The following is a 24,262-nucleotide window of genomic DNA, read 5'->3' as shown; positions in this document are numbered from 1 at the left end:
GGTCATTTTTTTATCTTCAAATCATAATTGAAACTTGAAATTTAAACCCTATTTTTGTATAGTAAGGGAGAAATAAGAAAGGAAAGCGATGAAAGAAGTAACAGGTCTTCTCGTTATGGATGTAGATGGAACCTTGATAAGACAGGAAGGGATTGATCTACTAGCTCAAGAAGCTGGCGTGGGAGAAAAAGTGGCAGAGATTACAGCCCAAGCAATGAATGGGGAGCTGGATTTTGCAACATCTTTAGAGGCGCGTGTTGCTTTATTGAAGGGATTAGAGACCTCTATCTTTCCGAAAATTTTGGAGCAGATGGAAGTCACACCGGGTGCTGAAACATTGATCACGGAACTGCATCAAAGAGGTTACAAGGTTGGCCTTGTTTCCGGGGGATTTCATGAAGTCATTGATCCCATCGCGATGTCTTTAGGAATTGATCTAGTCCGAGCCAATCGTTTAGAGGTTTCTAATGGCCGTTTGACAGGGAAAGTCCTTGGTGAAATTCTAACTCCTGAAAGGAAAAAGGAGTCTCTCCTGACGTGGGCGAAAGAAAATCATGTCCCACGAAGTCAGACGATTGCGATGGGTGATGGTGCCAATGATCTTCTGATGATTGAAACAGCAGGTATCGGGATTGCCTTTATGGCCAAGCCAATCGTCGCTGAGCGAGCCCCATATCGTATCGAGAAGAGGGATTTAAGCCTTGTTCTTGAAATTCTAGACCAGCATAGAAAGGAAACAGCATGCATATCCTACTAGCCCCGGATTCATTTAAAGAATCCTTATCTGCCAAACAAGTAGCAGAAGCCTTGAAAAAAGGATTTCAAGAGGCTCTACCAGATGCAACTTTTGACCTCCTTCCTATTGGGGATGGAGGCGAAGGCACCATGGAAACCCTAGCTGGAGTTCTGGATGTAACGGAGTACCAAACTCAAGTAACCGGACCATTTGGACAGCCTGTTTCAATGTCTTACTACCAAAAAGATGAGATGGCTTTTTTTGAGATGGCTTCACTTGTCGGTTTAGGCACCATTCCAGCTGAAAAACGAAATCCTCTTGAACTGGAAACACGAGGAATTGGTGAACTTATTTTGCAATTGGTTGACCAAGGGGTTAAAACGATCTGTGTGGGAATTGGCGGTTCTGCAACGAATGATGGTGGGATTGGGATGGCAGCTGGATTAGGGGTAGCCTTCTATGATGATCAAGGCCATCTGCTTCGTCCTGTAGGGGCTTCGCTCGGTCGTGTGGCTAGAATAGATACCAGTGCGGTTCCAAAAGCTTTAGAAGACATCGAGCTCCAAGTCTTAACGGATGTAACCAATCCTCTCTGTGGCAGTCAAGGAGCGACCTATATCTTTGGTGGGCAAAAGGGATTGAATCCCCTTCTGTTTCCAGCTGTTGATCAGGCTATGCAGGGTTTTTACCAATTAGTAGATGCACGAATATTGTCCATGCCTGGTGCCGGAGCTGGAGGTGGCATGGCTGCTGGCTTGGTCGCTTTTGCCGGTGGTCAGATCTCCTCAGGAATTGAAAAAAGCCTTGATTTGATTGACTTTGATCACAAAGTACAAAAAGCTGATCTGGTCGTGGTCGGGGAAGGTAGGATGGATCTCCAATCTCTTTCTGGTAAGGCACCTGTCGGGGTAGCCAAACGAACACCAGAGAAGATCCCAGTGCTTGCTATTTGTGGTAGCTTAGCGGAGGATTTGCCTGCTTTACCTAGTCATCACATTGAAGCTGCCTTCTCTATCGTACCTGGTCCTTGTGAGGTAGCAGATGCACTCGCTCATGCTGAAAGGAATCTGATTTCCTGCGCTCGAAATATTGGGAACCTTTTGAAAATGAAAGCAAACTAAAAAACCAATGAAAAGGAGATGTTCCCTTCCATTGGTTTTTCTTTAGCTAAAGAGACGTTTCCAAAATAGTTTCTTTTCTGGACTAGCAGTCTCTTCTTTCTTTTCAAATAAATTTGGATACTGGAGACTCATGTCTGTTGGTGAAATTCCAGATGGATGATCAGTATGGATGATGAGACCAAAGGGAGAGTGGCGACAGTCATCTGAAACAATGCTTGCCACAAGACCAAGATCCTTTGTCTTTTTCAAATATTGAAGTTGGCTGCTTTCATCCAAGGCAGGCGAAATCTTGACCAATACAGGTTCAAAGCGTTCTGAAATGTTCGTAAGAATTGAAGAATAGTGCTCCAAATAGAGATTGTCCCTTGCCTCCTCCAAGGTACATGATGCAATCACACGCTCCTCATAAGTCTCCAAAAATCGACGCTGTTCATCAGGATTGAACCGAGTAGGACCAGCAGCTTTTTCTAAAATCGTTTTATTAATATCTGTCATAAGTTAAGTATAGCATAAAGCGTAGCAGAAGAGTAGAGGAATGCTAAAAAATTAAATAAGGAGGGGAAATGGCAGAAAATAAGATAGTGGAACCGTTTTCTTGTTAAAAACTTCTCAATTTTCGTAGATTTCCTTGTTTTTTCTTGAAAAAATAGCCTAATTACGATATGATAGAGGAGTAAAAAATATAACTCAATAAGGAGAGTAAGAAATGTCAATTATTACTGATGTTTACGCTCGCGAAGTCCTAGACTCACGCGGTAACCCAACACTTGAAGTAGAAGTATATACTGAATCAGGTGCTCATGGACGTGGTATGGTTCCATCAGGAGCTTCTACTGGTGAACACGAAGCAGTTGAACTTCGTGACGGTGACAAATCTCGTTACGGTGGTCTTGGTACTCAAAAAGCTGTTGACAACGTAAACAACATTATTGCTGAAGCAATCATCGGCTATGATGTACGTGATCAACAAGCTATCGACCGTGCTATGATCGCTCTTGACGGTACTCCTAACAAAGGTAAATTGGGAGCAAACGCAATCCTTGGTGTGTCTATCGCTGTAGCTCGTGCTGCTGCTGACTACCTTGAAATCCCACTTTACAGCTACCTTGGTGGATTCAACACTAAAGTTCTTCCAACTCCAATGATGAACATCATCAATGGTGGATCTCACTCAGATGCTCCAATCGCTTTCCAAGAATTCATGATCGTACCTGCTGGTGCACCTACATTCAAAGAAGCTCTTCGTTGGGGTGCTGAAATCTTCCACGCACTTAAGAAAATCCTTAAAGGTCGTGGTCTTGAAACAGCCGTTGGTGACGAAGGTGGATTTGCTCCTCGTTTTGACGGAACTGAAGATGGTGTAGAAACTATCATCGCTGCTATCGAAGCTGCTGGTTATGTTCCAGGTAAAGACGTATTTATCGGATTTGACTGTGCATCATCAGAATTCTACGATAAAGAACGCAAAGTTTACGATTACACTAAATTCGAAGGTGAAGGAGCTGCTGTCCGCACTGCTGCTGAACAAATCGACTACCTTGAAGAATTGGTAAACAAATACCCAATCATCACTATCGAAGATGGTATGGACGAAAACGACTGGGACGGTTGGAAAGCTCTTACTGAACGTCTTGGTGGTAAAGTTCAATTGGTTGGTGACGACTTCTTCGTAACAAACACTGACTACCTTTCACGTGGTATCGAAGAAAAATGTGCTAACTCTATCCTTATCAAAGTTAACCAAATTGGTACTCTTACTGAAACATTCGATGCTATCGAAATGGCGAAAGAAGCTGGTTACACTGCCGTTGTATCACACCGTTCAGGTGAAACTGAAGATTCAACAATCGCTGACATCGCAGTTGCAACAAACGCAGGACAAATCAAGACTGGTTCACTTTCACGTACAGACCGTATCGCTAAATACAACCAATTGCTTCGCATCGAAGATCAACTTGGTGAAGTAGCTGAATACCGTGGATTGAAATCATTCTACAACCTTAAGAAATAATCTAGTTTACTAGACTAAAAAGATCCTTGAGTCTTCTCAAGGATCTTTTTTGCGATTGGTATAAACAAAAACTCCTCAACTAAAGCGTTGAGGAGTAGTTCTATTAGAACAAGCCTTTGATTTTGTCCAAGGCACCGCTGACCATTTCATTTCCAGATACAAGCCCTTTGGCTTGTTCAAGGTAGTCACCGAGGTTGTCTTTGTTGTCATCAACAAATTTCTTTGCAGCGTCGAAATCTTTCTTTTCGATCATTTCTTTCACTTGGTTAAATAAGTCCAATGGATTCATGTTAGGGTCTCCTAAAATATAAGTTGTGAAGTCAGGCTCACGCCTTTTTCTCATCTATTTAATCATTTTTTTAGAGGTTTGACAACTAAAACGACTTAATGAAAAACCGTACAAACGGCCTCTGGAACATAGAAGTCGTCGGATAGAAGGGTCAATTTTCCGCTAGCAGAATCTCGTTTGAAGACGGTGGCATTAGGTGAATCTTGATGGGCTGCGATCAAATAGTTTTGATCAGGACTAAGTGTGAAATCACGTGGATTGAGCCCTTGAGTTGGAACAATTTCAATCAGTTCTAGGCTACCATCAGCCACAACTTTGAAGACAGCGATGGAATTGTGAGCACGGTTAGATGCATAGAGGAATTTTCCATCAGCTGAGAGCTTGATCGCAGAAGCCCATTTTTGACCATCGTAGTCTGATGGAAGTGTAGAAACAGTTTGGAAGTGTTCGAATTCACCCATACCGTCATAAAAGAGTACATCGATCGTAGCATTTAATTCATTGATGAGATAAGCAGTCTTATAGTGAGGATGAAAGACCAGGTGACGAGGTCCTGCCCCTGGAGCTGTTTGATACTGATTGATCAGGGTTAGGTTTCCTTCCTCACTGACATCATAGACATGCAAACTGTCGGTTCCTAGGTCACACGTGATCAGGTACTGATCTGGTGTAAGGTCTGCATAGTGGGTATGTGGACTTGCTTGATTGGCATGAGGACCACTTCCTTGGTGGGTATCTTGATCGACAAAGGACAAACGCCCATCTGCCTCTAGCTTATATACGAGAACTTGGCCTTTGTGATAGTTGGCTCCATAGACCAGTTGACGCTTGTCATCGACAGAGACATAGCAGAGTGGAGCGCCCTCTTCAACAACGTGATTGAGTTGCTGAAAATCAGCTGTAAAGCTTGCGATTCCTCCTTTTCCCTCTTCAGCTCCGACACTGTAGAGGTTTCCTTTTTCAGAAAAAGCGATATAGGTTGGATTGGGCTCGGCTGCCACTAGTTCAAGTTGGCTCAATGCCCCTGTTTCAGGGTCAAATTGTGCCTTGTAAATTCCTTTGGATTCTTTTTTGGTATAGGTACCGAAATAAATGGTTTGAGACATAGGTCACCTCGTATGATTTGTTAGGTTTATTATATCAAAGGTCCTATTGGAAGGCAATTGCTAGTTGAAAAGGGGAGGGCCTTTCTTTCTTATTTTGCTAGTTTTTTCGTAACTTCAAGCTCAAAAAATGCTAAAATAGAAACAGATTGAAATGAAAAGGAGTTCTCTGTGGATAATAAAGAAAAACAGTTTAGTTTGTCCTGGTTTTTTAGATGGTTTTTAGACAACAAGGCCATTACCGTATTTTTAGTTACCTTGCTGTTGGGCTTGAACCTTTTGGTTTTGAGTAAAATCACCTTTATTTTTATTCCTATTTTTGAGTTTGCAGGAGCAGTCATGCTGCCTGTTATTATCTCTGGTTTGCTCTATTACCTGCTCAACCCTATTGTTGACTTTCTTGAAAGAAAAGGACTTAAGCGGATTTTTGCGATTTCCTTAGTCTTTTTCTTGATTGCAGTGCTTTTAATCTGGGGTCTAGCTGTAGTGATTCCATCCGTCCAACGACAGGTGGTGAGTTTCTTTCATAACCTGCCAACTTATTTGGAAAAGGCCAATGCAACCATCGATGATTTTCTAGATAATCGCGTCTCCTCTGATATCAAACCTCAGCTAGACGAGATCACCAAGGAATTGTCTGCAAATATTACTTCTTGGGCGAGTTCGATTTCTGGGCGGGCTGTCAATTGGGTCAGCAACTTGATCGGAGTGGCTTCGCAAGTTATTGTTGCCTTGATCATTATGCCTTTTATTGTCTTTTATCTTCTTCGAGATGGAAAAAATTTAAAGGGCCACATTGTTCGCTTCTTACCAACTAAGATTCGTAAATCGGCTGAGCAAGTTCTCTCAGATGTCAATACCCAACTCTCCAACTACGTTCGAGGGCAAATTACGGTAGCCATTGTCGTCGCCATTATGTTCATCATCTTCTTTAAGATCATTGGCTTGCGCTATGCGGTGACACTGGGGATCTCTGCGGGAATCTTGAATTTGATCCCATACTTGGGTAGTTTCTTAGCCATGTTACCTGCCTTAGTATTGGGCTTGGTAGCAGGGCCAGAGATGTTTATCAAGGTCTTGATTGTATTTGCAATGGAGCAAACCATTGAAGGACGTTTTGTATCACCGTTGGTTTTGGGAAGCCAGTTAAATATCCATCCGATTACCATTTTATTTGTGCTCTTGACGTCAGGATCTATGTTTGGAATCTGGGGAGTTTTCCTTGGAATTCCAGTCTATGCATCTGCTAAGGTGGTGATCGGAGCTATCTTTGAATGGTATAAGGTCGTCAGTGGCTTGTATGAAGAACACAATGAAATAGAAGAGGAAACACACAGTGAGTCATAGTCAACAAATGGTAGAGGCTCTCGATCGGCAAGAGCTAGAAGAGGCAGAAGTTCAATTTCAACAGGCTTTGTTAGAAGATAGTGAAGCACAATTATTGGATTTAGGTCAATATCTTGAAAGTATCGGTTTTTACCCTCAGGCAAAAGAAATCTATGAACAGATTGCAGAAACCTACCCAGAAGTGTATCTGAGTTTGGCAACCATCCTTGCAGAGGAAGGCCAAACGGAAGAGGCCTTTGCTTATTTAGAAGAAATTGGACCTGAATCAAACTGGTATGTGGCCAGTCTCTTGGTTAAGGCGGATCTCTATCAGATGGAAAGCTTAGCAGATGTGGCGCGTGAAAAATTAGTTGAAGCTGCTCATTTGTCTGATGATCCGATCATTCAATTAGGGCTAGCTGAAATTGATCTGGAATTGGAACGCTACCAAGAGGCTATCCAAGAGTATGCCCAGTTAGACAATCGGGAGATTTTAGAAGCAACAGGAATTTCCACCTATCAACGAATTGGGTTTGCCTATGCCAATCTTGGTAAGTTTGAAGCAGCTGTTCCTTTCTTAGAGAAAGCTCTGGAGATTGAATTTGATGACCAGATTGCTTACGAATTAGCGACCTTATTGTCTGACCAAGAAGAATTCCAAAAAGCCCTGATCTACTACAAACAAATTGATACCTTGTCGCCTGATTTTGAGGGCTATGAGTACGGTTATGCCTTGGCTTTACAGGCTGAAAATGACCGTGAAAAAGCGCTTGAGATTGCTAAACAAGGGATCCAGAAGAATCCATTTGATGCCCAATTGAAGCTCCTTGCTTCTCAGCTTTCCTATGAACTCCACCAGCCTGAGCAAGCAGAAGCTTATCTATTAGAGGCTAAAGAAGTGGCAGATGATCTCGAAGAGATTGCTCTTCGCCTGACCACTCTTTATTTGGAACAGGAACGCTTTGACCAAGTCTTGGCTTGGCAAAATGAAGAAGTCGAAACAGTTGTCACTCGGTGGAACATTGCCCGTGCCTTGGCTGCCTTGGAGAAAACAGAAGAGGCCGTCTCAGCCTACCAAGAGCTCTATGAGGATTTAAAGGACAACCCAGAATTCCTCGAAGCCTATGTTTATTTGTTGCGTGAGGCTGGAGATGTGACGAAGGCGCGTGAAGTGGCTAACCAGTATTTGGCCATCGTACCAGACGATGTGCAGATGCAAACCCTCTATGATAGCCTCTAATCAAAACCATATCGTGAAGATTCGGAATAGTTTGTGGTATACTGGTAGAAGATAGAATGAGGAGAGAAAAACATGGAACCAGTGAAACTTTTTCAATACAATACCTTAGGTGCCCTAATGGCGGGTCTGTACGGGGGTTCATTTACGATTGGAGAACTCTTGGAACACGGAGATCTCGGAGTTGGGACGCTTGATTCTATTGATGGAGAGTTGATCGTTTTAGATGGTAAGGCATATCAGGCCAAGGGATCAGGGGACCATCCTGAAATAGTCGAAGTTTCTCCGGATGCCAAGGTTCCTTATGCAGCAGTCGTCCCTCACCAAGCAGAAGTGATTTTCCGCCAACGTTTTGAAATGACAGACGAGGAATTGGAAGCCCGTATTGAGTCTTATTATGATGGGGAAAATCTTTTCCGCTCCATTAAGATTCATGGTGACTTTGCCAAGATGCATGTCCGTATGATTCCAAAATCAACACCTGAGATGAAGTTTGCAGAGGTTGCCACCCATCAGCCAGAGTATACACGAGAAAATGTTACTGGAACCATCGTCGGTTTTTGGACACCAGAAATTTTCCATGGCGTGAGCGTGGCTGGTTATCATTTGCACTTTATTTCAGATGACCACACCTTTGGTGGCCATGTCATGGATTTTGTCATCACAGAAGGGATTGTAGAGGTGGGGGCCATCGATCAGCTGGATCAACGTTTCCCAGTTCAAGACCGTCAGTACCTCTTTGCCAAATTCAATGTTGATGAGGTCAAAGAAGACATTAATAAAGCAGAATAAAAAGAGGCTGGGACAAAAGTCCTAGCCTCTCAATTATTTTTGGATTGTCGAGCAAGACGCAGTGGTTGAGTGGGCTCTACTACGCTGATTTCATCAGCTTTTACAGCCCTACTCAACTGTGCGGAGGTGGGACGACGAAATCGAATTCTAACGAATTACCGATTTCTGTCCCACTCTCTTTTATTTTTGAAATCAGTCTGTTAGTTTCATGGCTTTGATTTTTTCTTCTTCTGGGGTGACCCGCAGAGTCTTTTGGCCGGTGTAGGTGACAAAACCGGGCATTCCACCAGTTGGTTTATTGAGTTTCTTGACTTCGATCATATCTACTTGGACCAGGTTTGAGAGACGGGCCTTGGAATAGTAGGCGGCCAACTCTGCAGCATCGGTCTTCACTTCATCCGATGGATTTAGATTTCCTGTAATGACGACGTGGCTTCCCGGGATATCTTTGGCATGGAACCAGAGCTCATCTTTCTTAGCGATCTTAAAGGTCAGTTCATCGTTTTGCAAATTATTGCGACCCACTAAAATGATGGTTTTTCCATCACTAGCTAGGTATTTCTCAGGTTTTTTCCGTTTATGAATTTTTTCGCGATTGCGCCGTTTGATAAAGCCGGTCTGGATTAGCTCTTCTCGAATTTCTGCCACCTCAGCTAGGCTCGCTTGAGAAAGGGCTGTTTCAACCGTTTCAAGATAAGAAATGGTTTCCTTGGTTTCTTGAATGAGGATGGTCAAATGTTTGACGGCTTCTTTTAACTTCTGGTAGCGTTTAAAGTAGCGTTGGGCATTTTGATTGGGGGTCAGGGCCTTGTTGAGTTGGATGGTAATGGGCTCGTTGGTATAGTAATTGTCCAGGACAACTTGGTCTTGGTCGTTTGGTACCTGATGGAGGAAGGTTGTCAGCAATTCTCCTTTTTGGCGGAATTCTTCCGCATTGTCGGTCGCCGCTAACTCCGCCTCTTGTTTGGCTAATTTTTTCCGGTTCTTTTCAAGATCGTTTTCGACCTTGCGGATCAACTCACTGGCCTGTTGTTGCACCCGATCGCGCTCAGCCTTGTCTCGGTAATAGTCATCCAGCAGATCGGAAAGTGTCTCAAACGTTTGACTAGTCGCATCTGCAAAGGGGATAGCCGAGAAGGATTTGGTTGTTAGGCGTGGCTCAGTTGGAGCTTGGAAAAAGGCACGGAAGGTCTTTAATTTTCCATCCGTCTCAAGTCGCTTGGCTAATTCTTGAGCCGTATCTCGCCCCAAACCTTGGAAACATTTTTGAAGGTTCTTTGGACTTACCTCTTCCTTGTGAAGAAGGGCAAAGAGGGCTTCATCTCCAATTGTAAAAGGATTGACCGCGTTGGTTTTCGGAGGAGCTACATAGGTTGATCCAGGGAGAATGGTTCGGTAGCTATTTTGTGAGAAGCCGACATGTTTGATAGCTTCGATGATTTTATTACTGGTGCGGTCCAGGAGAATAATATTACTGTGCTTGCCCATGATTTCGATCATGAGGCTGACAGAAATAGCATCCCCAATTTCGTTTTTATTGGAGACACGGATTTCAAGAATCCGGTCGTTTTCCATTTGCTCAATTCCTTCAATGACAGCGCCCTGAAGATATTTGCGCATAACCATAATAAAGGTATTGGGAAAGGCAGGATTTTCAAAGTTGGTCTGGGTCCGTTGAACCCGTCCAAAGACAGAATGGGCAGAGAGCAAGAGCTTTTGGTTTTTTCGATTGCCTCGGATTTGGAGCACCAATTCTTGCTCGAAAGGTTGGTTAATTTTTTGAATGCGACCACTCAAGAGTTCGGCCTTCAATTCTTGCACCATATGGTGTAAAAAAAATCCATCAAAAGACATGGGATTCCTCATCATTCTAGCGTTTATTCTAGTAAATTATATCAAAATTAGAGAGGAAATCCCAGAAAGAAGCTAGGGGCTGTTCAATAGAAAATGCGAACGTTTCCAAAAAAATACTGAAAAAGTATTGACATTTTTGAAAGAAAACTTTAAAATGTAAGAAATTAGAAAAGTAGTAAATGAAAGTTTCAAGAGAGCCCACGGTTGCTGAGAGTGGGTAGCGGCAGTTTATGAAATTGGACTAATGATGAGATGAATTTGAAACAATAAAAATTCGGTTGGCACACCTTATCGTGCAACTTGTTGCTAGACAAGACAGAGATATGGGGGAGACTATCCTTTTCCCATAAGTGAGGTGGCACCGCGATGACACGTCCTCACATAGCTTTTGCTATGTGTAGGCGTGTTTTTTTGTTTTAGATGAGAAGGGAGAAAAGATATGAAGAAACGATGGCGTCGCAGTCTTTAGATGATGGAAAAAAAGAAGAAAATGAAAAAATAGAAGAGGTATTAAAAATGAAAAATAAACGTTTAATGGGAATTATTGGTTTGATTGCAGCAGCAGTCATTGGGACAGCGATCTATTCAGCTACAGCAGGCAAGGATAACAAGGCAGCAAGCAGCAATGAAAAGGCCAAGGTGGGTGTCTTGCAGTTGGTCAGCCACCCTTCGCTTGATTTGATCTACAAAGGGATTCAAGATGGTTTAGCTGAAGAAGGTTATGACAAGGACAAAGTGGACATTGATTTCCTCAATGCAGAAGGCGACCAAAATAAGGTGGCTACCATGAGTAAACAATTGGTAGACAAGGATAACCAAGTCTTTATTGGAATTGCAACTCCATCTGCTCAAGGATTGGCTAGTGCAACAAAAGACAAACCCATCGTTATGGGAGCTGTCACTGATCCGGTCGGCGCAAACTTGGTCAAAGATTTGAAAAAACCAGGTGGCAATATCACTGGGGTATCTGACCACAATCCAACTGTGCAACAGTTGAAATTAATCAAAGAATTGACTCCGAACGTGAAAACAATTGGGATCCTGTACTCAACCAGTGAAGATAACTCAAAATCTCAAGTAGAAGAATTTACAAAATTGGCTGAAAAAGCAGGCTACAAGGTCGTTCCTTATTCTGTTCCTTCTACAAACGAAATTGCTTCCACTGTGTCTGTAATGTCAGGCAAAGTCGATGCCATCTGGGTTCCAATCGACAATACCATCGCTTCAGCCTTCTCAACAGTTGTCGAAGCCAACAAAACAGCTAAAAAACCAATCTTCCCAAGTGCGACAGCTATGGTAGAAGCTGGTGGTCTTGGTTCAGTCGTTGTCGACCAACACGATCTTGGAGTAGCAACTGGTAAAATGGCTGCGAAGATCTTGAAAGGTCAAAAACCTGCGGATACACCTGTTGAAATCTTTAGCCAAGGAAAATCTGTCATCAATAAAAAAGTCGCAGATGAATTGGGTATTACTATTCCAGAATCTGTCTTGAAAGATGCTGGACAAGTCATTAAATAAAAAGAAAACGAATCACAAGAATGGCGGGGGAATTTGGCTTTGGCAGGTCTTTAAATCGTGACCTTTGAAAATGTCTACCAGTGCCCAGAACCAACTTTTATACTCTTGGTAGAGGAGAAAGAAATGGAAGTCAAGATAACAGATCTTCATCCGACCCAACTTTATTTATCAGAAAAGAAGTTACAAGCTATCCAGATGCTGGATCAGTCGGCAGACATCATCAATGTGGATCCAATTAGTGTTCTTGCATTTGGAAATCGCTTCTTGATTACAGACGGGCATCACAGGGCTTATCAGGCTTTATTGGCAGGTCGGGATACGATTTCTGCTGAGTTTGATAGAGATGGTGGCGATGAATTGTATGCTCTCTATGCGCAAGCTTGCGAGGAAAGAAAGATATCCTCTGTTTTGGATTTAAAACATCGTATCTTACCTCAAGATGAGTATGAAGCAAAATGGTATAACTGGTGTGATGGTTTTAACCAAGCAGCAACTCTTCTATTGAAAAGGCAATCAGATGAAACAGACAAGGCAAATAGATAATGCACGGCCTCTTGTTCCTTTGTATATTGAAATTAGTCTCATCTAACTTGTTTTTTAACAAAAAATCTGCTAAACTAGATAGTAATCGAATAGAAATCTGCAAGACTAGTATCTCAAGGGAAGTGCGACAGGGAGAAGAGCCGTGACTGAAAGCTCTTTGCATGAAAGCTGAGTGAATTCACTTGCGTAAAGGATTTAGAAATTAAGGTCTGGTTTACGGATAAAAAACGGATGGTACCGCGTGTCAACGCTCCGAATGAGGGTGTTGGCGCGTGGTTTTTTCTATGTCTGTAGAGGGACCATGATGGAGGAAATATGTCAACGATTGAAGAACAATTAAAAGCGCTTCGTGAAGAAACGCTGGCAGCTTTGAAGCAGATTTCTGCTGAAAATAAAAAAGAGATGCAAGAACTACGGGTCTCTGTTCTTGGAAAAAAAGGATCTCTGACGGAAATTCTTAAAGGGATGAAGGATGTCTCTGCTGAGATGCGTCCGGTTATCGGGAAACACGTCAATGAAGCGCGTGATGTCTTGACGGCTGCCTTTGAAGAAACGGCCAAACTTTTGGAAGAAAAGAAAGTCCAAGCCAAATTGGCTAGTGAAAGTATCGACGTGACCCTACCAGGTCGTCCAGTTGCTAGTGGTTACCGTCATATTTTGACCCAAACCAGTGAAGAAATCGAAGATATCTTTATCGGGATGGGCTATCAAGTCGTAGACGGCTTTGAAGTGGAGCAAGACTATTATAACTTTGAACGGATGAATCTGCCTAAAGATCACCCAGCGCGGGATATGCAGGATACCTTCTATATCACAGAAGAAATCTTGCTTCGGACCCATACCTCACCTGTACAGGCGCGGGCTATGGATGCGCATGACTTTAGCAAAGGACCATTGAAGATGATCTCTCCAGGGCGGGTTTTCCGTCGGGATACGGATGATGCGACCCACAGCCACCAATTCCATCAAATCGAAGGTTTGGTTGTTGGGAAAAGCATTTCTATGGCCGATCTTCAAGGAACGCTTCAATTGATCGTGCAAAAGATGTTTGGTGCAGAACGCCAAATCCGTTTGCGTCCTTCTTACTTCCCATTCACTGAGCCATCGGTTGAGGTGGACGTTTCTTGCTTCAAATGTGGTGGTGCTGGATGTAACGTATGTAAGAAAACTGGTTGGATTGAAATCATGGGAGCCGGTATGGTTCACCCACGCGTCCTTGAGATGAGTGGGATTGATCCAACAATCTATTCAGGATTTGCCTTTGGACTTGGTCAAGAGCGTGTGGCCATGCTTCGTTACGGAATCAATGATATCCGTGGCTTCTATCAAGGGGATATCCGTTTTTCAGAACAATTTAAATAATTATGTTAGTAAAAGTTAAGGCGAAAGATTTTCATATTTTAAGGGAATTAGAGGTGGAAACCTATGGGGATACCTTTGGTCCCTACAACTCTGATGCCGATATGGAAGATTACTACCAGATGGTTTTATCGCTAGAGCAAATCCAAAAGGACCTAGCAGACCCGGAATCAGAGACCTATTTTGTCCTTGATCACCATCAGGAAATTTGTGGTTTCCTCAAGTTTAACTGGGGCAAGGCACAAACGGAGCCAGTAGAGATGGACAATGCTTTTGAAATTCAGCGCATCTATGTCAAAAAAGAACATCATGGCAAGGGCTATGGCAAGGAAATGTTTACCTTTGCCTTAAAAGAGGCTCAAAAACGTGGATTTGACTGGGTCTGGCTGGGTGTCTGGGAACGGAATTTTAAGGCCCAAAACTTTTACAAACAATTCGGATTTGAACGATTTAGCGAGCACCACTTTATCACAGGGGAAGCTGTGGATATCGACTGGTTGCTGCGCAAGCATTTGAAGGAGAATCCGCAAGCTTAATTGTGGGTCCAAATTGAGAGAAAGGAATTGAGAAGATCTCACCAAGTGGGATCTTACGATCAGAATAATGTTAGTATCATATAAATGGTTAAAACAATTGGTGGACGTGGATGTGCCATCAGAAGAGTTGGCTGAAAAAATGTCAACTACAGGGATCGAAGTAGAAGGTGTAGAATCTCCTGCTGCTGGTCTCTCAAAAATTGTCGTCGGAGAAGTCTTGTCTTGTGAAGATGTGCCAGAGACACACCTTCATGTCTGCCAAGTTAATGTGGGGGAAGAAGAAGCGCGTCAAATCGTCTGTGGAGCACCAAATGTGCGAGCAGGCATCAAGGTGATGGTGGCTCTTCCAGGTGCTCGCATCGCAGATAACTACAAGATTAAAAAAGGGAAAATCCGTGGTTTGGAATCCCTTGGGATGATCTGTTCACTTGGTGAGTTAGGCATTTCTGACTCAGTTGTACCGAAAGAATTTGCGGATGGCATCCAAATCTTGCCAGAGGATGCTGTTCCAGGAGAAGAAGTCTTCTCTTACCTAGACTTGGATGATGAAATCATCGAGCTTTCTATCACTCCAAACCGTGCAGATGCTCTTTCGATGCGTGGGGTAGCACATGAAGTAGCAGCCATCTATGACAAGGCAGTCAACTTTAAAGAATTTACTTTAACAGAAACAGACCAAGTTGCAGCGGATGCTCTTTCTGTCAGCATCGACACAGATAAGGCTCCTTATTATGCAGCTCGTATCTTGGACAATGTAACCATCGCACCAAGTCCACAATGGTTGCAAAACCTCCTCATGAATGAAGGCATCCGTCCCATAAATAATGTGGTTGACGTGACCAACTATATCTTGCTTTACTTTGGTCAGCCCATGCATGCCTTTGACTTGGATACCTTTGAAGGAAATGACATCCGTGTACGTGAAGCGCGTGCAGGTGAGAAATTAGTGACCTTGGATGGGGAAGAGCGTGAGTTGGAAACAAGTGACCTCGTGATTACGGTTGCTGACAAACCTGTTGCCCTTGCAGGTGTCATGGGGGGAGAGGCTACAGAAATCTCTGAAAAGTCTACTCGTGTAGTTCTTGAAGCGGCTGTTTTCAATGGCAAATCGATCCGTAAGACTAGTGGTCGCCTCAACCTACGCTCTGAATCATCTTCTCGCTTTGAAAAAGGCATCAATGTGGCAACTGTTAATGAAGCCCTTGATGCCGCAGCAAGTATGATTGCTGAATTGGCTGGTGCAACCGTACGTAAGGGCATAGTTTCAGCAGGCCAGTTAGACACTTCTGATGTAGAAGTTTCTTCTACTCTTGCAGACGTGAACCGTGTCCTTGGAACAGAACTTTCCTACGCGGATGTCGAAGATGTCTTCCGTCGTCTTGGTTTTGGCCTTTCTGGAAATGCAGAAAGCTACACAGTCAGCGTTCCTCGTCGCCGTTGGGACATCACTATCGAAGCGGACCTCTTTGAAGAAATTGCTCGAATTTATGGTTATGACAAATTACCAGCAACCCTTCCAAAAGATGACGGGACAGCAGGTGAATTGACAGCGACTCAAAAATTGCGTCGCCAAGTTCGGACTATCGCTGAAGGGGCTGGATTGACTGAAATCATTACTTATGCACTGACAACTCCTGAAAAAGCAGTGGAGTTCACGACTGCACCAAGCAACTTAACGGAGCTCATGTGGCCAATGACTGTGGATCGTTCGGTCCTCCGTCAAAATATGATCTCAGGAATCTTGGATACTGTAGCTTATAATGTCGCTCGTAAGAACAAAGATTTGGCCCTCTATGAGATCGGAAAAGTCTTTGAACAGACAGGCAATCCAAAAGAAGACTTGCCAAACGAAATCAATAGCTTTGCCTTTGCTTTGACTGGCTTAGTTGCTGAAAAAGACTTCCAAACTCCAGCTGTTCCAGTTGACTTCTTCTATGCCAAGGGAATCTTGGAAGTCCTCTTTACTCGCTTGGGTCTTGAAGTGACTTATACAGCAACACAGGAAATCAAGAGTCTCCACCCAGGACGTACAGCCTTGCTCTCACTTGGTGACCAGGTGATTGGGGTCTTGGGACAAGTCCACCCTGTAACAGCTAAGGCTTATGACATTCCAGAAACCTATGTGGCAGAATTGAACTTATCTGCTATTGAAGCAGCTCTTCAACCAGCCGCAGCCTTTGTGGAAATCACCAAATTCCCAGCTGTGAGCCGTGATATCGCCCTTCTCCTCAAAGCAGAAGTGACCCACCAAGAAGTGGTTGATGCGATTCAAGCTGCTGGCGTGAAACGCTTAACAGATATCAAACTCTTTGACGTTTTCTCAGGTGAAAAACTAGGACTTGGCATGAAGTCTATGGCCTACAGCTTGACCTTCCAAAATCCAGAAGATAGCTTGACAGATGAAGAAGTCGCACGCTACATGGAAAAAATCCAAGCTTCACTTGAAGAAAAAGTCAATGCAGAAGTGCGTTAAGATGTAAAAAGATGAAACAGTTGAGAATTTCTCAACTGTTTTTTTCTTCCAGGATTTGCAAGTTATAGGCCTTAAAACCCTATAAAAATAAAGAAATTCCTTTAAGTACTCAAAATATCCATGTCAACCATCCTGCTATTATTGACAAATATTTTTATTTTTTTGACAAATATGCTTGTCAAAAAGGAAAAGAAGTGTTACAATGATTTTAGTTGAAAGAAGGAGAGGTTTTCTTATGGGAGCCATATGGATTCTATTTATCCCTTTTCTGGTTATCATTTATGCAAGCTCAGAAAAGAAGATAAAAAAGTTGAACAAACGTATTAAAAGATTAGAAAAACAAGTGAAAGGAAATCAAGACATGTCTAGACTTTTAGAAGAATTGAAAGGCCAAACGGTCACTGTCACAGTAAATGGTTTTGGAACCAAATATGAAATTATGGATATCGACGAAGATTGGGTCAAATTGAGTTGTGATACGATTAATCAACAAAGAGAAACCAAATTAGTCCGTATCGAAGATATTCAAGATATTCAACTATAAGGGGGCGAAAGCCATGATCTTAAAAAATCGACTGAAAGAGCTGAGGGCGCGTGATGGACTCAACCAATCAGAACTAGCCAAGCTAGCAGGGGTCTCGCGCCAGTCCATCAGTCTCTTGGAGCGGGGGGAATACACCCCATCGGTTATCATTGCGATCACCATCGCCCAGATTTTCAAGGAACCGGTGGAGAATGTTTTTAGTCTAGTAGAGGGAGAAGAATAACAATGAAAAAGCAACAACAAGAACAATCTGCTCGTTACCGTTTTTGGAGAAATGTAGGTATCATTACAGTTTCCGGCTTGATCGGAGGAGTTATCGGATTTTTGACAGAAATGTTTGGATACGAAAAGCCCCTAGAAATCCAATCCTTCTTTAGTAAAGAAGTACTCCTTTTGGGCTCAGCAGTTTTATTCTTAGTCGCATTTATACTCACGATAACCTTACTGATGTGCGCGAGAAAAGTCCATCAAAAGATGCTCCAAATAGAAGACGATGATGAAGCCTATCACTATGACATTCAAAAGAAAAAACTATATGGCTTAGCGACCATTTTTAAAGGCATCATGATCTTGCCCTACTTTTTATTCGTCATTTTTTATAGTCAATTGGTCGACTTAGATAGACCTGGCGCTGGGGACATGGCTTTTATCTTTGGAGACTTTACCATGCTCTATCTCTTTCTTGTCTTGATTGCCCTATTTTTCCTATCGGATATCTTCTTTCGCAAGACCTTCCATCTGATTTATGGAAAACCGATTCCCCGCAATGCCAATGCCAAGGAAGTGCGTGAATTTATGATGAGTATGATGGATGAAGCAGAAAAGCAGATTAGCTACGAGGAAAACTATGAAATTATCATTAAGTTAAGCAATTATATCTTACCGATTTCCTTAATTGCGATATTCTTAGTTGGCATTGCTTTCCATACAGATATCTTGTTAGCATTAGTAGTGGTATCACTGATTTATCTCTATATCTTGGTCTCACAATACAAGATTACCAAACGTTATTATAAAGAGTAAAGGAGTCATCTATGTTAGAAATTAGACATTTAGAAAAGAGTTTTGGGGATAAGCAGGTCCTCTTTGGAGTGGATTTGACAGCTCAACAAGGGCATATCCTTGGTTTGGTTGGGAAAAATGGGGCTGGGAAAACAACTATTTTCCACAGTATTCTGCGCTTTTTGGACTACAGCGGTGAGATTTGCCTATATGGCAAAGCGATTACCCAAGAGACTTACAAGGAAATTGGCTATTTGCCAGAAGAGCGCAGTCTTATGCCAAAACTCACGATTTTTGAGCAGGTCCGTTATTTGGCTGCCTTAAAAGGGATGAGTACCGCCGAGGTCAAGGAAAAATTACCGACCTGGATGGAAAAACTCCAAGTAAAAGGAAAATTAACCGATAAAATCAAGAGCCTCTCAAAAGGGAACCAACAGAAGGTGCAATTGATCATCACCTTGATCCATGAGCCTAAATTGATCATTTTAGATGAACCGTTTAGCGGATTGGATCCGGTCAATACAGAAGTGCTCAAGCAGGTTATCTTTGAAGAAAAAGAGCGTGGGGCCACCATTATCTTTTCTGACCACGTCATGACCAATGTTGAAGAGTTGTGTGATGATATCCTAATGATCCGTGATGGTTCGGTTGTCCTTTCAGGGCCTGTCCAAGAGGTTCGGAATAGCTATGGCAAGACTCGCCTCTTTGTCTCAAACGACTTTAGCAAAGAAGAGTTAGAAGCTCTGCCACACGTGACCAAGGTCAGCATGACCAAGCAAGGGACTTGGAAGCTGATCTTGGATGATGCATCAGCTGGTCCAGAATTATTTGATCGCTTGACCAAGGGCCACTACCTAGCAACCTTTGACCACCAAGCCCCAACTATTGATGAGATCTTTAAACTTGAATCAGGAGTAGAAGTATGAAACAGATGTTTGTCGTAATGAAAGAAACCTATATCAGACAAGTGAAATCATGGAGTTTCCTCTTCATGGTCTTCGGTCCCTTCCTCTTTTTAGGATTGAGCATTGGAATCGGTTATCTGACAGGTTCTTCTACAGATGCCAAAAACCAAGTGGCCTTGGTGACAGAAGTGCCAGCTGTCAAAGAAAGCCTCAAAGGAACCGATGGCTTGACCTTGGACTACAAGGATGAAGCTGCAGCTAAAAAAGCCATTAAGGATGAGAAAGCAGCTGCTTACCTAATGGTTGATGAAAAAGATGGCCAGCTAGAAGCGACTTATGTGGCTGACCAAGCCATGAAAACAGATTTAAAATCGCTTGTCACTGCGAAATTAAGCCAGGTCCAACAAGGGATCAATCTAGCGCGTGCCAATCTAAGCAAAGAGCAGCTGACAGCCTTGTCTCAACAGGTTTCTCTCAAAGAAAAAATTGATGAGAAAAAAGAAGGCTTGAAAATGGTGCAAACCATGGTTGCAGGTGGTCTAGGAATGTTGCTTTATATGATTTTGATCTTCTACTCGAGTATCACAGCCCAAGAAGTGGCTAGTGAAAAGGGAACTAAGATCATGGAAGTGGTCTTCTCTAGTATCAAAGCAACCGACTATTTCTTCGCACGCATGCTCGGACTCTTCGGAGTGATCTTTACCCACATTTTTGTCTATGTAGTTGGTCTAGTAGCCGTTTGGATTTTTAGAGCAGATATCCCAGTTGTCAAGGATTTTCTCGCTCCAAACTCTCCAATTACCCAACATCTAGCAGAAGCGATCTCGCTTAACACCGTCTTCTTCATTATCCTTGGGATCTTTATGTATGTAGTGCTCTCTGCTTTCTTAGGCTCCACAGTAGCACGACCTGAAGATTCAGGAAAAGCGATTTCGCCACTGATGATGTTAGTTATCTTTAGCTTCCTTGGGGTAACCACCTTGGGAAGTGCCGGTGACGTCTTCTTATTGAAGATTGGATCCTACATTCCTTTCTTCTCAACCTTCTTCATGCCTTTCCGTACCATCAATGGCTATGCGACTGGTCTTGAATCTTGGGGTTCTTTAGGAATTGCGGTTCTCTTTACCATCGTGGGAACAGTTCTCATCGCTCGTATCTATGCGAGCCTGATCCTTCAGACCGATGACCTGGGACCATGGAAGACCATCAAACGTGCTCTTAGCTATCGCTAATTAGATAAGCTCTCAGTTACAGCTGGGGGCTTTTTGATTGTAAATTGACTTTTGCAAGCCTTTTCAATACAATAGAACTACAGAAAGGAGGCGGACATGAACTATATTGAGTTTGCTGAAAATGAGCGTCTGTCCACGATTGTCCTTGGGATGATGCGGATCAGTCAGATGAGTGAAGACGAGGTGGAGGCCTTGGTAGAGGCAGCTTTGTCGATTGGGATCAACACTTTTGACTTAGCGGATATCTATGGCGATGGCCAGTGTGAAGTTCTTCTGGGTAAGGTTCTCAAGCGTCGTCCGGATCTACGGGACCAGATGTGGATTCAGTCCAAGTGTGGCATTCGCAAAGACGGCTTTACTTATTTTGACTTTTCTAAGGACTATATTTTGGACTCTGTCGATGGCATCCTCGAGCGTCTCCAGATCGAGCGCTTGGATAGCCTCCTCCTTCATCGACCGGATGCCCTCATGGAGCCTGAAGAAGTGGCGGCAGCTTTTGTTCAGTTGGAGCAAGCGGGCAAGGTCCGTCATTTTGGGGTGTCCAATCAAAATCCCATGATGATGGAATTGCTTAAAACGGCTGTCAAACAACCTCTCAAGGTCAACCAGTTGCAGTTGAGTGCCGCCTTTACACCGAGCTTTGAAGCTGGTTTTCATGTCAACATGGAAGGGCCAAAAGCAGCCGTGCGAGATGGCAGTGTCTTTGAGTATTGTCGCTTGACTGATACGGTGATTCAGGCCTGGTCTGTCCTCCAGCATGGTTATTTCAAGGGGAATTTTGTCGGCAAGGAAGAGTTTGCAGCCCTCAATCACGTCCTTACTGACTTGGCGAAAAAATACCAGGTCACACCGACAGCTATCGCCCTTGCCTGGGTCCTCCGCTATCCAGGTAAGATGCAGGCGGTCATCGGAACGACCAAACCCCAGCATGTCCTTGAAGCAGGAAAAGCAGCAACAGTCACCCTCACCCGCAAGGAATGGTACCAAATCTACCTGGCGGCGGGAAATGATTTGCCTTAGAATCTTATTAGTAGACCAGCCCTCACTTGTATTAGTGGGCTGGTCTTTTGTTTTATACTTTACGAATTTTTCTTGACAAGTCTTACTTTGTTATGGTATTCTTTATGCAACATATGTTGCGTAACAATCGTTGCGCGAAAGGAGTCTTATGCCACCCAAGGTTAAATTTAGTAAAGAGACTATGATTGGGACAGCTTTACAATTGGTGAAAGAAGAGGGAATGGCTAGCTTGACAGCTCGAGCATTAGCGGAGAAACTGGGAGCCACACCGAGAGTCATTTTTGGGCAATTTGCCAATATGGCTGAGTTACAAGCAGAGGTTATTGGTGCTGCGGAGATGGTCGTGGTGGAGTATATTCGCAAGGCCTTAGAAGATGAGAAACCTTTTCGATCTGTCGGGGTTGCTTATATCCTTTTCGCCTCAAAAGAGCCACAACTCTTTCAATTGCTTTTCCAAAATCCTAGCAAAGATCCGATTCGTCGCTTTCAAGATTTTCTTCCCATCAAGGATCATAGTTACCAATTGGTTCTGGATTCGATTGTTGCAGACTATCCGTTGACGTTAGAGGAGGCTAGTCGCTTGTACCAGCATCTATTTATCTACTCACACGGGATGGCCTCTATGGTTGCTTCTGGTATTTATCAGTTCAGCATGGAAGAAGTGATTGGATTATTGACAGAAGTTTGTCAATCTCTCATCAAAGAAATGGTAGGAAAGAAATGATTCAACTAGAAAATGTTCACAAAAGCTATGGCCAAACCAAGGTTTTAAAAGGGATTGATTTGCAGATTCAAGACCAGGATGATGTGGTGATTCTAGGTCCTTCTGGATCGGGCAAGTCCACTCTCTTAAACGTATTATCCGGATTAGAAAAGGTAGATGAGGGGCATATTCTCATTCAAGGACGGGACTTATCTCAACTCACGGATGCTCAATTGACAGCCTTCAGACGTGAGAAGATAGCCTTTATTTTCCAGCAGTATTACTTATTGCCTAATCTGACGGTCAGACAGAATGTAAAAATGGGAGCTGACCTAGCAAACAATCATGGTTTTTTACAGATCATCGAGGATTTGGGGCTTGGCGATAAGCTAGACAAGTATCCGAGTGAATTGTCTGGTGGGGAACAGCAGAGAGTCTCCATTGCTCGGGCCTTGGCCAAAAAGCCAGAGATTCTCTTCTTAGATGAGCCGACGGGAGCTCTCGATGAAGAAACAGGGCGCAAGATTCTGGACTATATCTGGAAGTTAAAGGAAAAGCTGGGCTTCACCCTCATCATGGTGACGCACAACCAAAATATTGCGGATATGGCCAGAACCATCATTCGTGTCAATAGTGGCAAAATTACCGAAGTTGTGACCAATGATCAACCTCAGACTGCCTATGAGATTGGATGGTAAGCCATGTTTTCAGTAAAAGATATTCGAAAATTAGTTGTCGTCAGTATTATTGGAGCCTGTGCGGTCTTTGTGGCCAATCTCTTCTTGAATTTTTACCTGGATATCGAGCAGTTGGAGATTTCGAAAACCAATCCGATGATTCAGACCTACTATAATGCCCAAGTTTCGCTTTCCTGGATGGTGGCCATGGTCAGTGGAGTCGTCTTGTCCTTGACATCGGTCCTTCTCATGTGTTTTTATATCAAACAATTTGTCGATGACCACAAGGAACAATTAGGAATTTTAAAGGCTTTGGGCTACAGCAATGGCCAGTTGGCGAAACGATTTTGGGCCTTTGGACTTAGTTTTGGAGCTGGAGCGCTTCTTGGCTATTTCGCTTCATTTCTCATGATGGGACATTTTTACGACTTCCGTAATGAGAAGGGGATTTTGCCAGAAATTACCATTCACCTTCACTGGCAACTCTTGCTTGCTTTGGTGATCCTGCCAACGACCTTCTTTATGCTTCTCGCGATTGGTTATGCTAGAAGACAACTACAAACGCCAGCGCTTCGCTTATTGAAAAAGTTCCCAAGTCCAATCAAGGTCCAAAGGAGAAAGAGGGTTCCTAAGAAAGAGAAAGACTTCCTAAAAGAGCTATCCTCGTCACTGATTTGGGGGAGAAAATCTATCCTGTTTTTTGTAGTCTTTGGCTCTATGTGTTTTGCGGCCATGGTTCAATTGTCCTTTGGCCTCAGGGATTACACAGATGATATCATCCAAACCATGATGATCATGATTGGCTTGATCCTTTCTTTCTCGATACTCTTTTTGTCATTGGGGATTGTGGTCTCTGAAAGTCGCGAAACCTTGGCTCTTATGAAGGCTTTTGGCTACACCGATCGTGAATGCCAAAGTCATATTCTCGCTCCCTATCGTTTTTGGGCTTATCTAGGATTTGTTCTTGGGACGGCTTATCAATACGGTATCATGGAAATTTTGATCGGTGTGATCAAAGATACGGTTCCTGAAAAGATTGAGCATCACTTTGATGGGAATGTGTGCTTCTGGACTTTGATCGGTTTTGCGGTGGTTTATGAAAGCCTCTTTTATCTATCCAACAGAAAACTCCAAAAGCAAACCATCAAAGAAGTGCTTTTAGCTGAATAAATAGAAGAGAGAGTGGGACAGAAATCGGTAATTCGTTAGAATTCGATTTCGTCGTCCCACCTCCGCACTGTTGAGTAGGGCTGTAAAAGCTGATAAAATCAGCGTAGTATA

Annotated in this window: 24 protein-coding genes and 1 other annotated feature; of the genes, 20 read left to right on the top strand and 4 right to left on the bottom strand. The window is 43.2% G+C overall.

Annotated elements, in window-relative coordinates; all coding sequences use genetic code 11:
• The first annotated feature begins 88 nt into the window (after positions 1 to 88).
• Together serB and NML76_RS09500 are read left to right on the top strand one after the other, a co-directional pair.
• Entirely contained in the window at positions 89 to 757 is a 669-nt protein-coding gene (gene serB / locus NML76_RS09505) for a phosphoserine phosphatase SerB (RefSeq protein WP_254733382.1), read from the top strand.
• A complete protein-coding gene (locus NML76_RS09500) occupies positions 742 to 1,857 on the top strand; it encodes a glycerate kinase (protein ID WP_254733380.1) in 1,116 nt (371 codons plus the stop codon). The genes serB and NML76_RS09500 overlap by 16 nt, the downstream gene beginning before the upstream one ends.
• A gap of 42 nt (positions 1,858 to 1,899) precedes the next feature.
• Here the strand turns inward: NML76_RS09500 and NML76_RS09495 are convergent, their stop codons facing one another.
• Entirely contained in the window at positions 1,900 to 2,352 is a 453-nt protein-coding gene (locus NML76_RS09495; RefSeq protein ID WP_254733378.1) for a DUF1694 domain-containing protein, read from the bottom strand.
• 211 nt (positions 2,353 to 2,563) lie between these two features.
• On the opposite strand from NML76_RS09495, the gene eno reads away from it, so the two are divergent.
• Positions 2,564 to 3,868 (top strand): surface-displayed alpha-enolase, encoded by a 1,305-nt coding sequence (gene eno / locus NML76_RS09490; RefSeq protein WP_021153554.1) that lies wholly within the window; start codon positions 2,564 to 2,566, stop codon positions 3,866 to 3,868.
• A gap of 103 nt (positions 3,869 to 3,971) precedes the next feature.
• On the opposite strand, the gene NML76_RS09485 is transcribed toward eno, so the two are convergent.
• Together NML76_RS09485 and NML76_RS09480 are read right to left on the bottom strand one after the other, a co-directional pair.
• The gene (locus NML76_RS09485) at positions 3,972 to 4,157 is read right to left on the bottom strand and encodes a hypothetical protein (protein ID WP_003002861.1); all 186 of its coding nucleotides are present in this window, start codon (positions 4,155 to 4,157) and stop codon (positions 3,972 to 3,974) included.
• A gap of 95 nt (positions 4,158 to 4,252) precedes the next feature.
• Complete coding sequence (locus NML76_RS09480; protein ID WP_254733376.1) at positions 4,253 to 5,263, bottom strand: lactonase family protein; 1,011 nt, start codon at positions 5,261 to 5,263, stop codon at positions 4,253 to 4,255.
• 168 nt (positions 5,264 to 5,431) lie between these two features.
• On the opposite strand from NML76_RS09480, the gene NML76_RS09475 reads away from it, so the two are divergent.
• The 3 genes from NML76_RS09475 (at position 5,432) to budA (ending at position 8,615) form a co-directional block, all read left to right on the top strand.
• A complete protein-coding gene (locus tag NML76_RS09475) occupies positions 5,432 to 6,607 on the top strand; it encodes an AI-2E family transporter (RefSeq protein WP_049475340.1) in 1,176 nt (391 codons plus the stop codon).
• On the top strand, positions 6,597 to 7,826 hold the full coding sequence (locus NML76_RS09470; RefSeq protein WP_049475339.1) for a tetratricopeptide repeat protein: 1,230 nt from the start codon (positions 6,597 to 6,599) through the stop codon (positions 7,824 to 7,826). Before NML76_RS09475 ends, NML76_RS09470 begins: the two co-directional genes overlap by 11 nt.
• A 72-nt stretch (positions 7,827 to 7,898) precedes the next feature.
• Positions 7,899 to 8,615: an acetolactate decarboxylase gene (gene budA, locus NML76_RS09465; protein ID WP_003007973.1), complete on the top strand. Its 717-nt coding sequence runs from the start codon at positions 7,899 to 7,901 to the stop codon at positions 8,613 to 8,615.
• Positions 8,616 to 8,807: 192 nt separating this feature from the next.
• Here budA and NML76_RS09460 read toward each other — a convergent pair whose 3' ends face one another.
• On the bottom strand, positions 8,808 to 10,469 hold the full coding sequence (locus tag NML76_RS09460; protein ID WP_254733374.1) for an NFACT family protein: 1,662 nt from the start codon (positions 10,467 to 10,469) through the stop codon (positions 8,808 to 8,810).
• Positions 10,470 to 10,619: 150 nt separating this feature from the next.
• Positions 10,620 to 10,851: a binding site (T-box leader), on the top strand.
• A gap of 134 nt (positions 10,852 to 10,985) precedes the next feature.
• On the opposite strand from NML76_RS09460, the gene trpX reads away from it, so the two are divergent.
• From trpX to NML76_RS09390, 14 genes are all read left to right on the top strand, one after another.
• A complete protein-coding gene (gene trpX, locus NML76_RS09455; RefSeq protein ID WP_254733372.1) occupies positions 10,986 to 11,987 on the top strand; it encodes a tryptophan ABC transporter substrate-binding protein in 1,002 nt (333 codons plus the stop codon).
• Between the two features lie 123 nt (positions 11,988 to 12,110).
• A complete protein-coding gene (locus NML76_RS09450) occupies positions 12,111 to 12,530 on the top strand; it encodes a chromosome partitioning protein ParB (protein WP_049482289.1) in 420 nt (139 codons plus the stop codon).
• 315 nt (positions 12,531 to 12,845) lie between these two features.
• Entirely contained in the window at positions 12,846 to 13,892 is a 1,047-nt protein-coding gene (gene pheS / locus NML76_RS09445; protein ID WP_155167551.1) for a phenylalanine--tRNA ligase subunit alpha, read from the top strand.
• 2 nt (positions 13,893 to 13,894) lie between these two features.
• Positions 13,895 to 14,425: an N-acetyltransferase gene (locus NML76_RS09440; protein WP_024055668.1), complete on the top strand. Its 531-nt coding sequence runs from the start codon at positions 13,895 to 13,897 to the stop codon at positions 14,423 to 14,425.
• 67 nt (positions 14,426 to 14,492) lie between these two features.
• Complete coding sequence (gene pheT / locus NML76_RS09435; RefSeq protein WP_254733371.1) at positions 14,493 to 16,898, top strand: phenylalanine--tRNA ligase subunit beta; 2,406 nt, start codon at positions 14,493 to 14,495, stop codon at positions 16,896 to 16,898.
• 235 nt (positions 16,899 to 17,133) lie between these two features.
• Complete coding sequence (locus NML76_RS09430; protein WP_037607978.1) at positions 17,134 to 17,442, top strand: hypothetical protein; 309 nt, start codon at positions 17,134 to 17,136, stop codon at positions 17,440 to 17,442.
• Positions 17,443 to 17,455: 13 nt separating this feature from the next.
• Positions 17,456 to 17,665, top strand: a complete 210-nt coding sequence (locus NML76_RS09425) for a helix-turn-helix transcriptional regulator (RefSeq protein ID WP_003002675.1) — start codon at positions 17,456 to 17,458, stop codon at positions 17,663 to 17,665.
• A 2-nt stretch (positions 17,666 to 17,667) separates the two neighbouring features.
• Positions 17,668 to 18,465, top strand: coding sequence for a DUF3169 family protein (locus NML76_RS09420; protein WP_129824084.1), 798 nt, complete (start codon positions 17,668 to 17,670; stop codon positions 18,463 to 18,465).
• A gap of 11 nt (positions 18,466 to 18,476) precedes the next feature.
• Complete coding sequence (locus NML76_RS09415) at positions 18,477 to 19,370, top strand: ABC transporter ATP-binding protein (protein ID WP_129824085.1); 894 nt, start codon at positions 18,477 to 18,479, stop codon at positions 19,368 to 19,370.
• Positions 19,367 to 20,581, top strand: a complete 1,215-nt coding sequence (locus tag NML76_RS09410; RefSeq protein WP_254733369.1) for an ABC transporter permease — start codon at positions 19,367 to 19,369, stop codon at positions 20,579 to 20,581. The genes NML76_RS09415 and NML76_RS09410 overlap by 4 nt, the downstream gene beginning before the upstream one ends.
• A gap of 96 nt (positions 20,582 to 20,677) precedes the next feature.
• A complete protein-coding gene (locus tag NML76_RS09405) occupies positions 20,678 to 21,601 on the top strand; it encodes an aldo/keto reductase family oxidoreductase (RefSeq protein ID WP_254733367.1) in 924 nt (307 codons plus the stop codon).
• 148 nt (positions 21,602 to 21,749) lie between these two features.
• A complete protein-coding gene (locus tag NML76_RS09400) occupies positions 21,750 to 22,325 on the top strand; it encodes a TetR/AcrR family transcriptional regulator (protein WP_254733366.1) in 576 nt (191 codons plus the stop codon).
• On the top strand, positions 22,322 to 23,002 hold the full coding sequence (locus NML76_RS09395) for an ABC transporter ATP-binding protein (protein ID WP_254733365.1): 681 nt from the start codon (positions 22,322 to 22,324) through the stop codon (positions 23,000 to 23,002). Before NML76_RS09400 ends, NML76_RS09395 begins: the two co-directional genes overlap by 4 nt.
• Before the next feature lie 3 nt (positions 23,003 to 23,005).
• Entirely contained in the window at positions 23,006 to 24,151 is a 1,146-nt protein-coding gene (locus NML76_RS09390) for an FtsX-like permease family protein (RefSeq protein ID WP_254733364.1), read from the top strand.
• Positions 24,152 to 24,262: the final 111 nt, after the last annotated feature.

Origin of the sequence: Streptococcus sp. CF8_Ac1-9 (assembly GCF_024295565.1) — a bacterium.
Classification (GTDB): Bacteria; Bacillota; Bacilli; order Lactobacillales; family Streptococcaceae; genus Streptococcus; species Streptococcus parasanguinis_X.
Note: the sequence above shows the minus strand (reverse complement) of the source record. Positions and strands in the feature narration are given on the sequence as shown.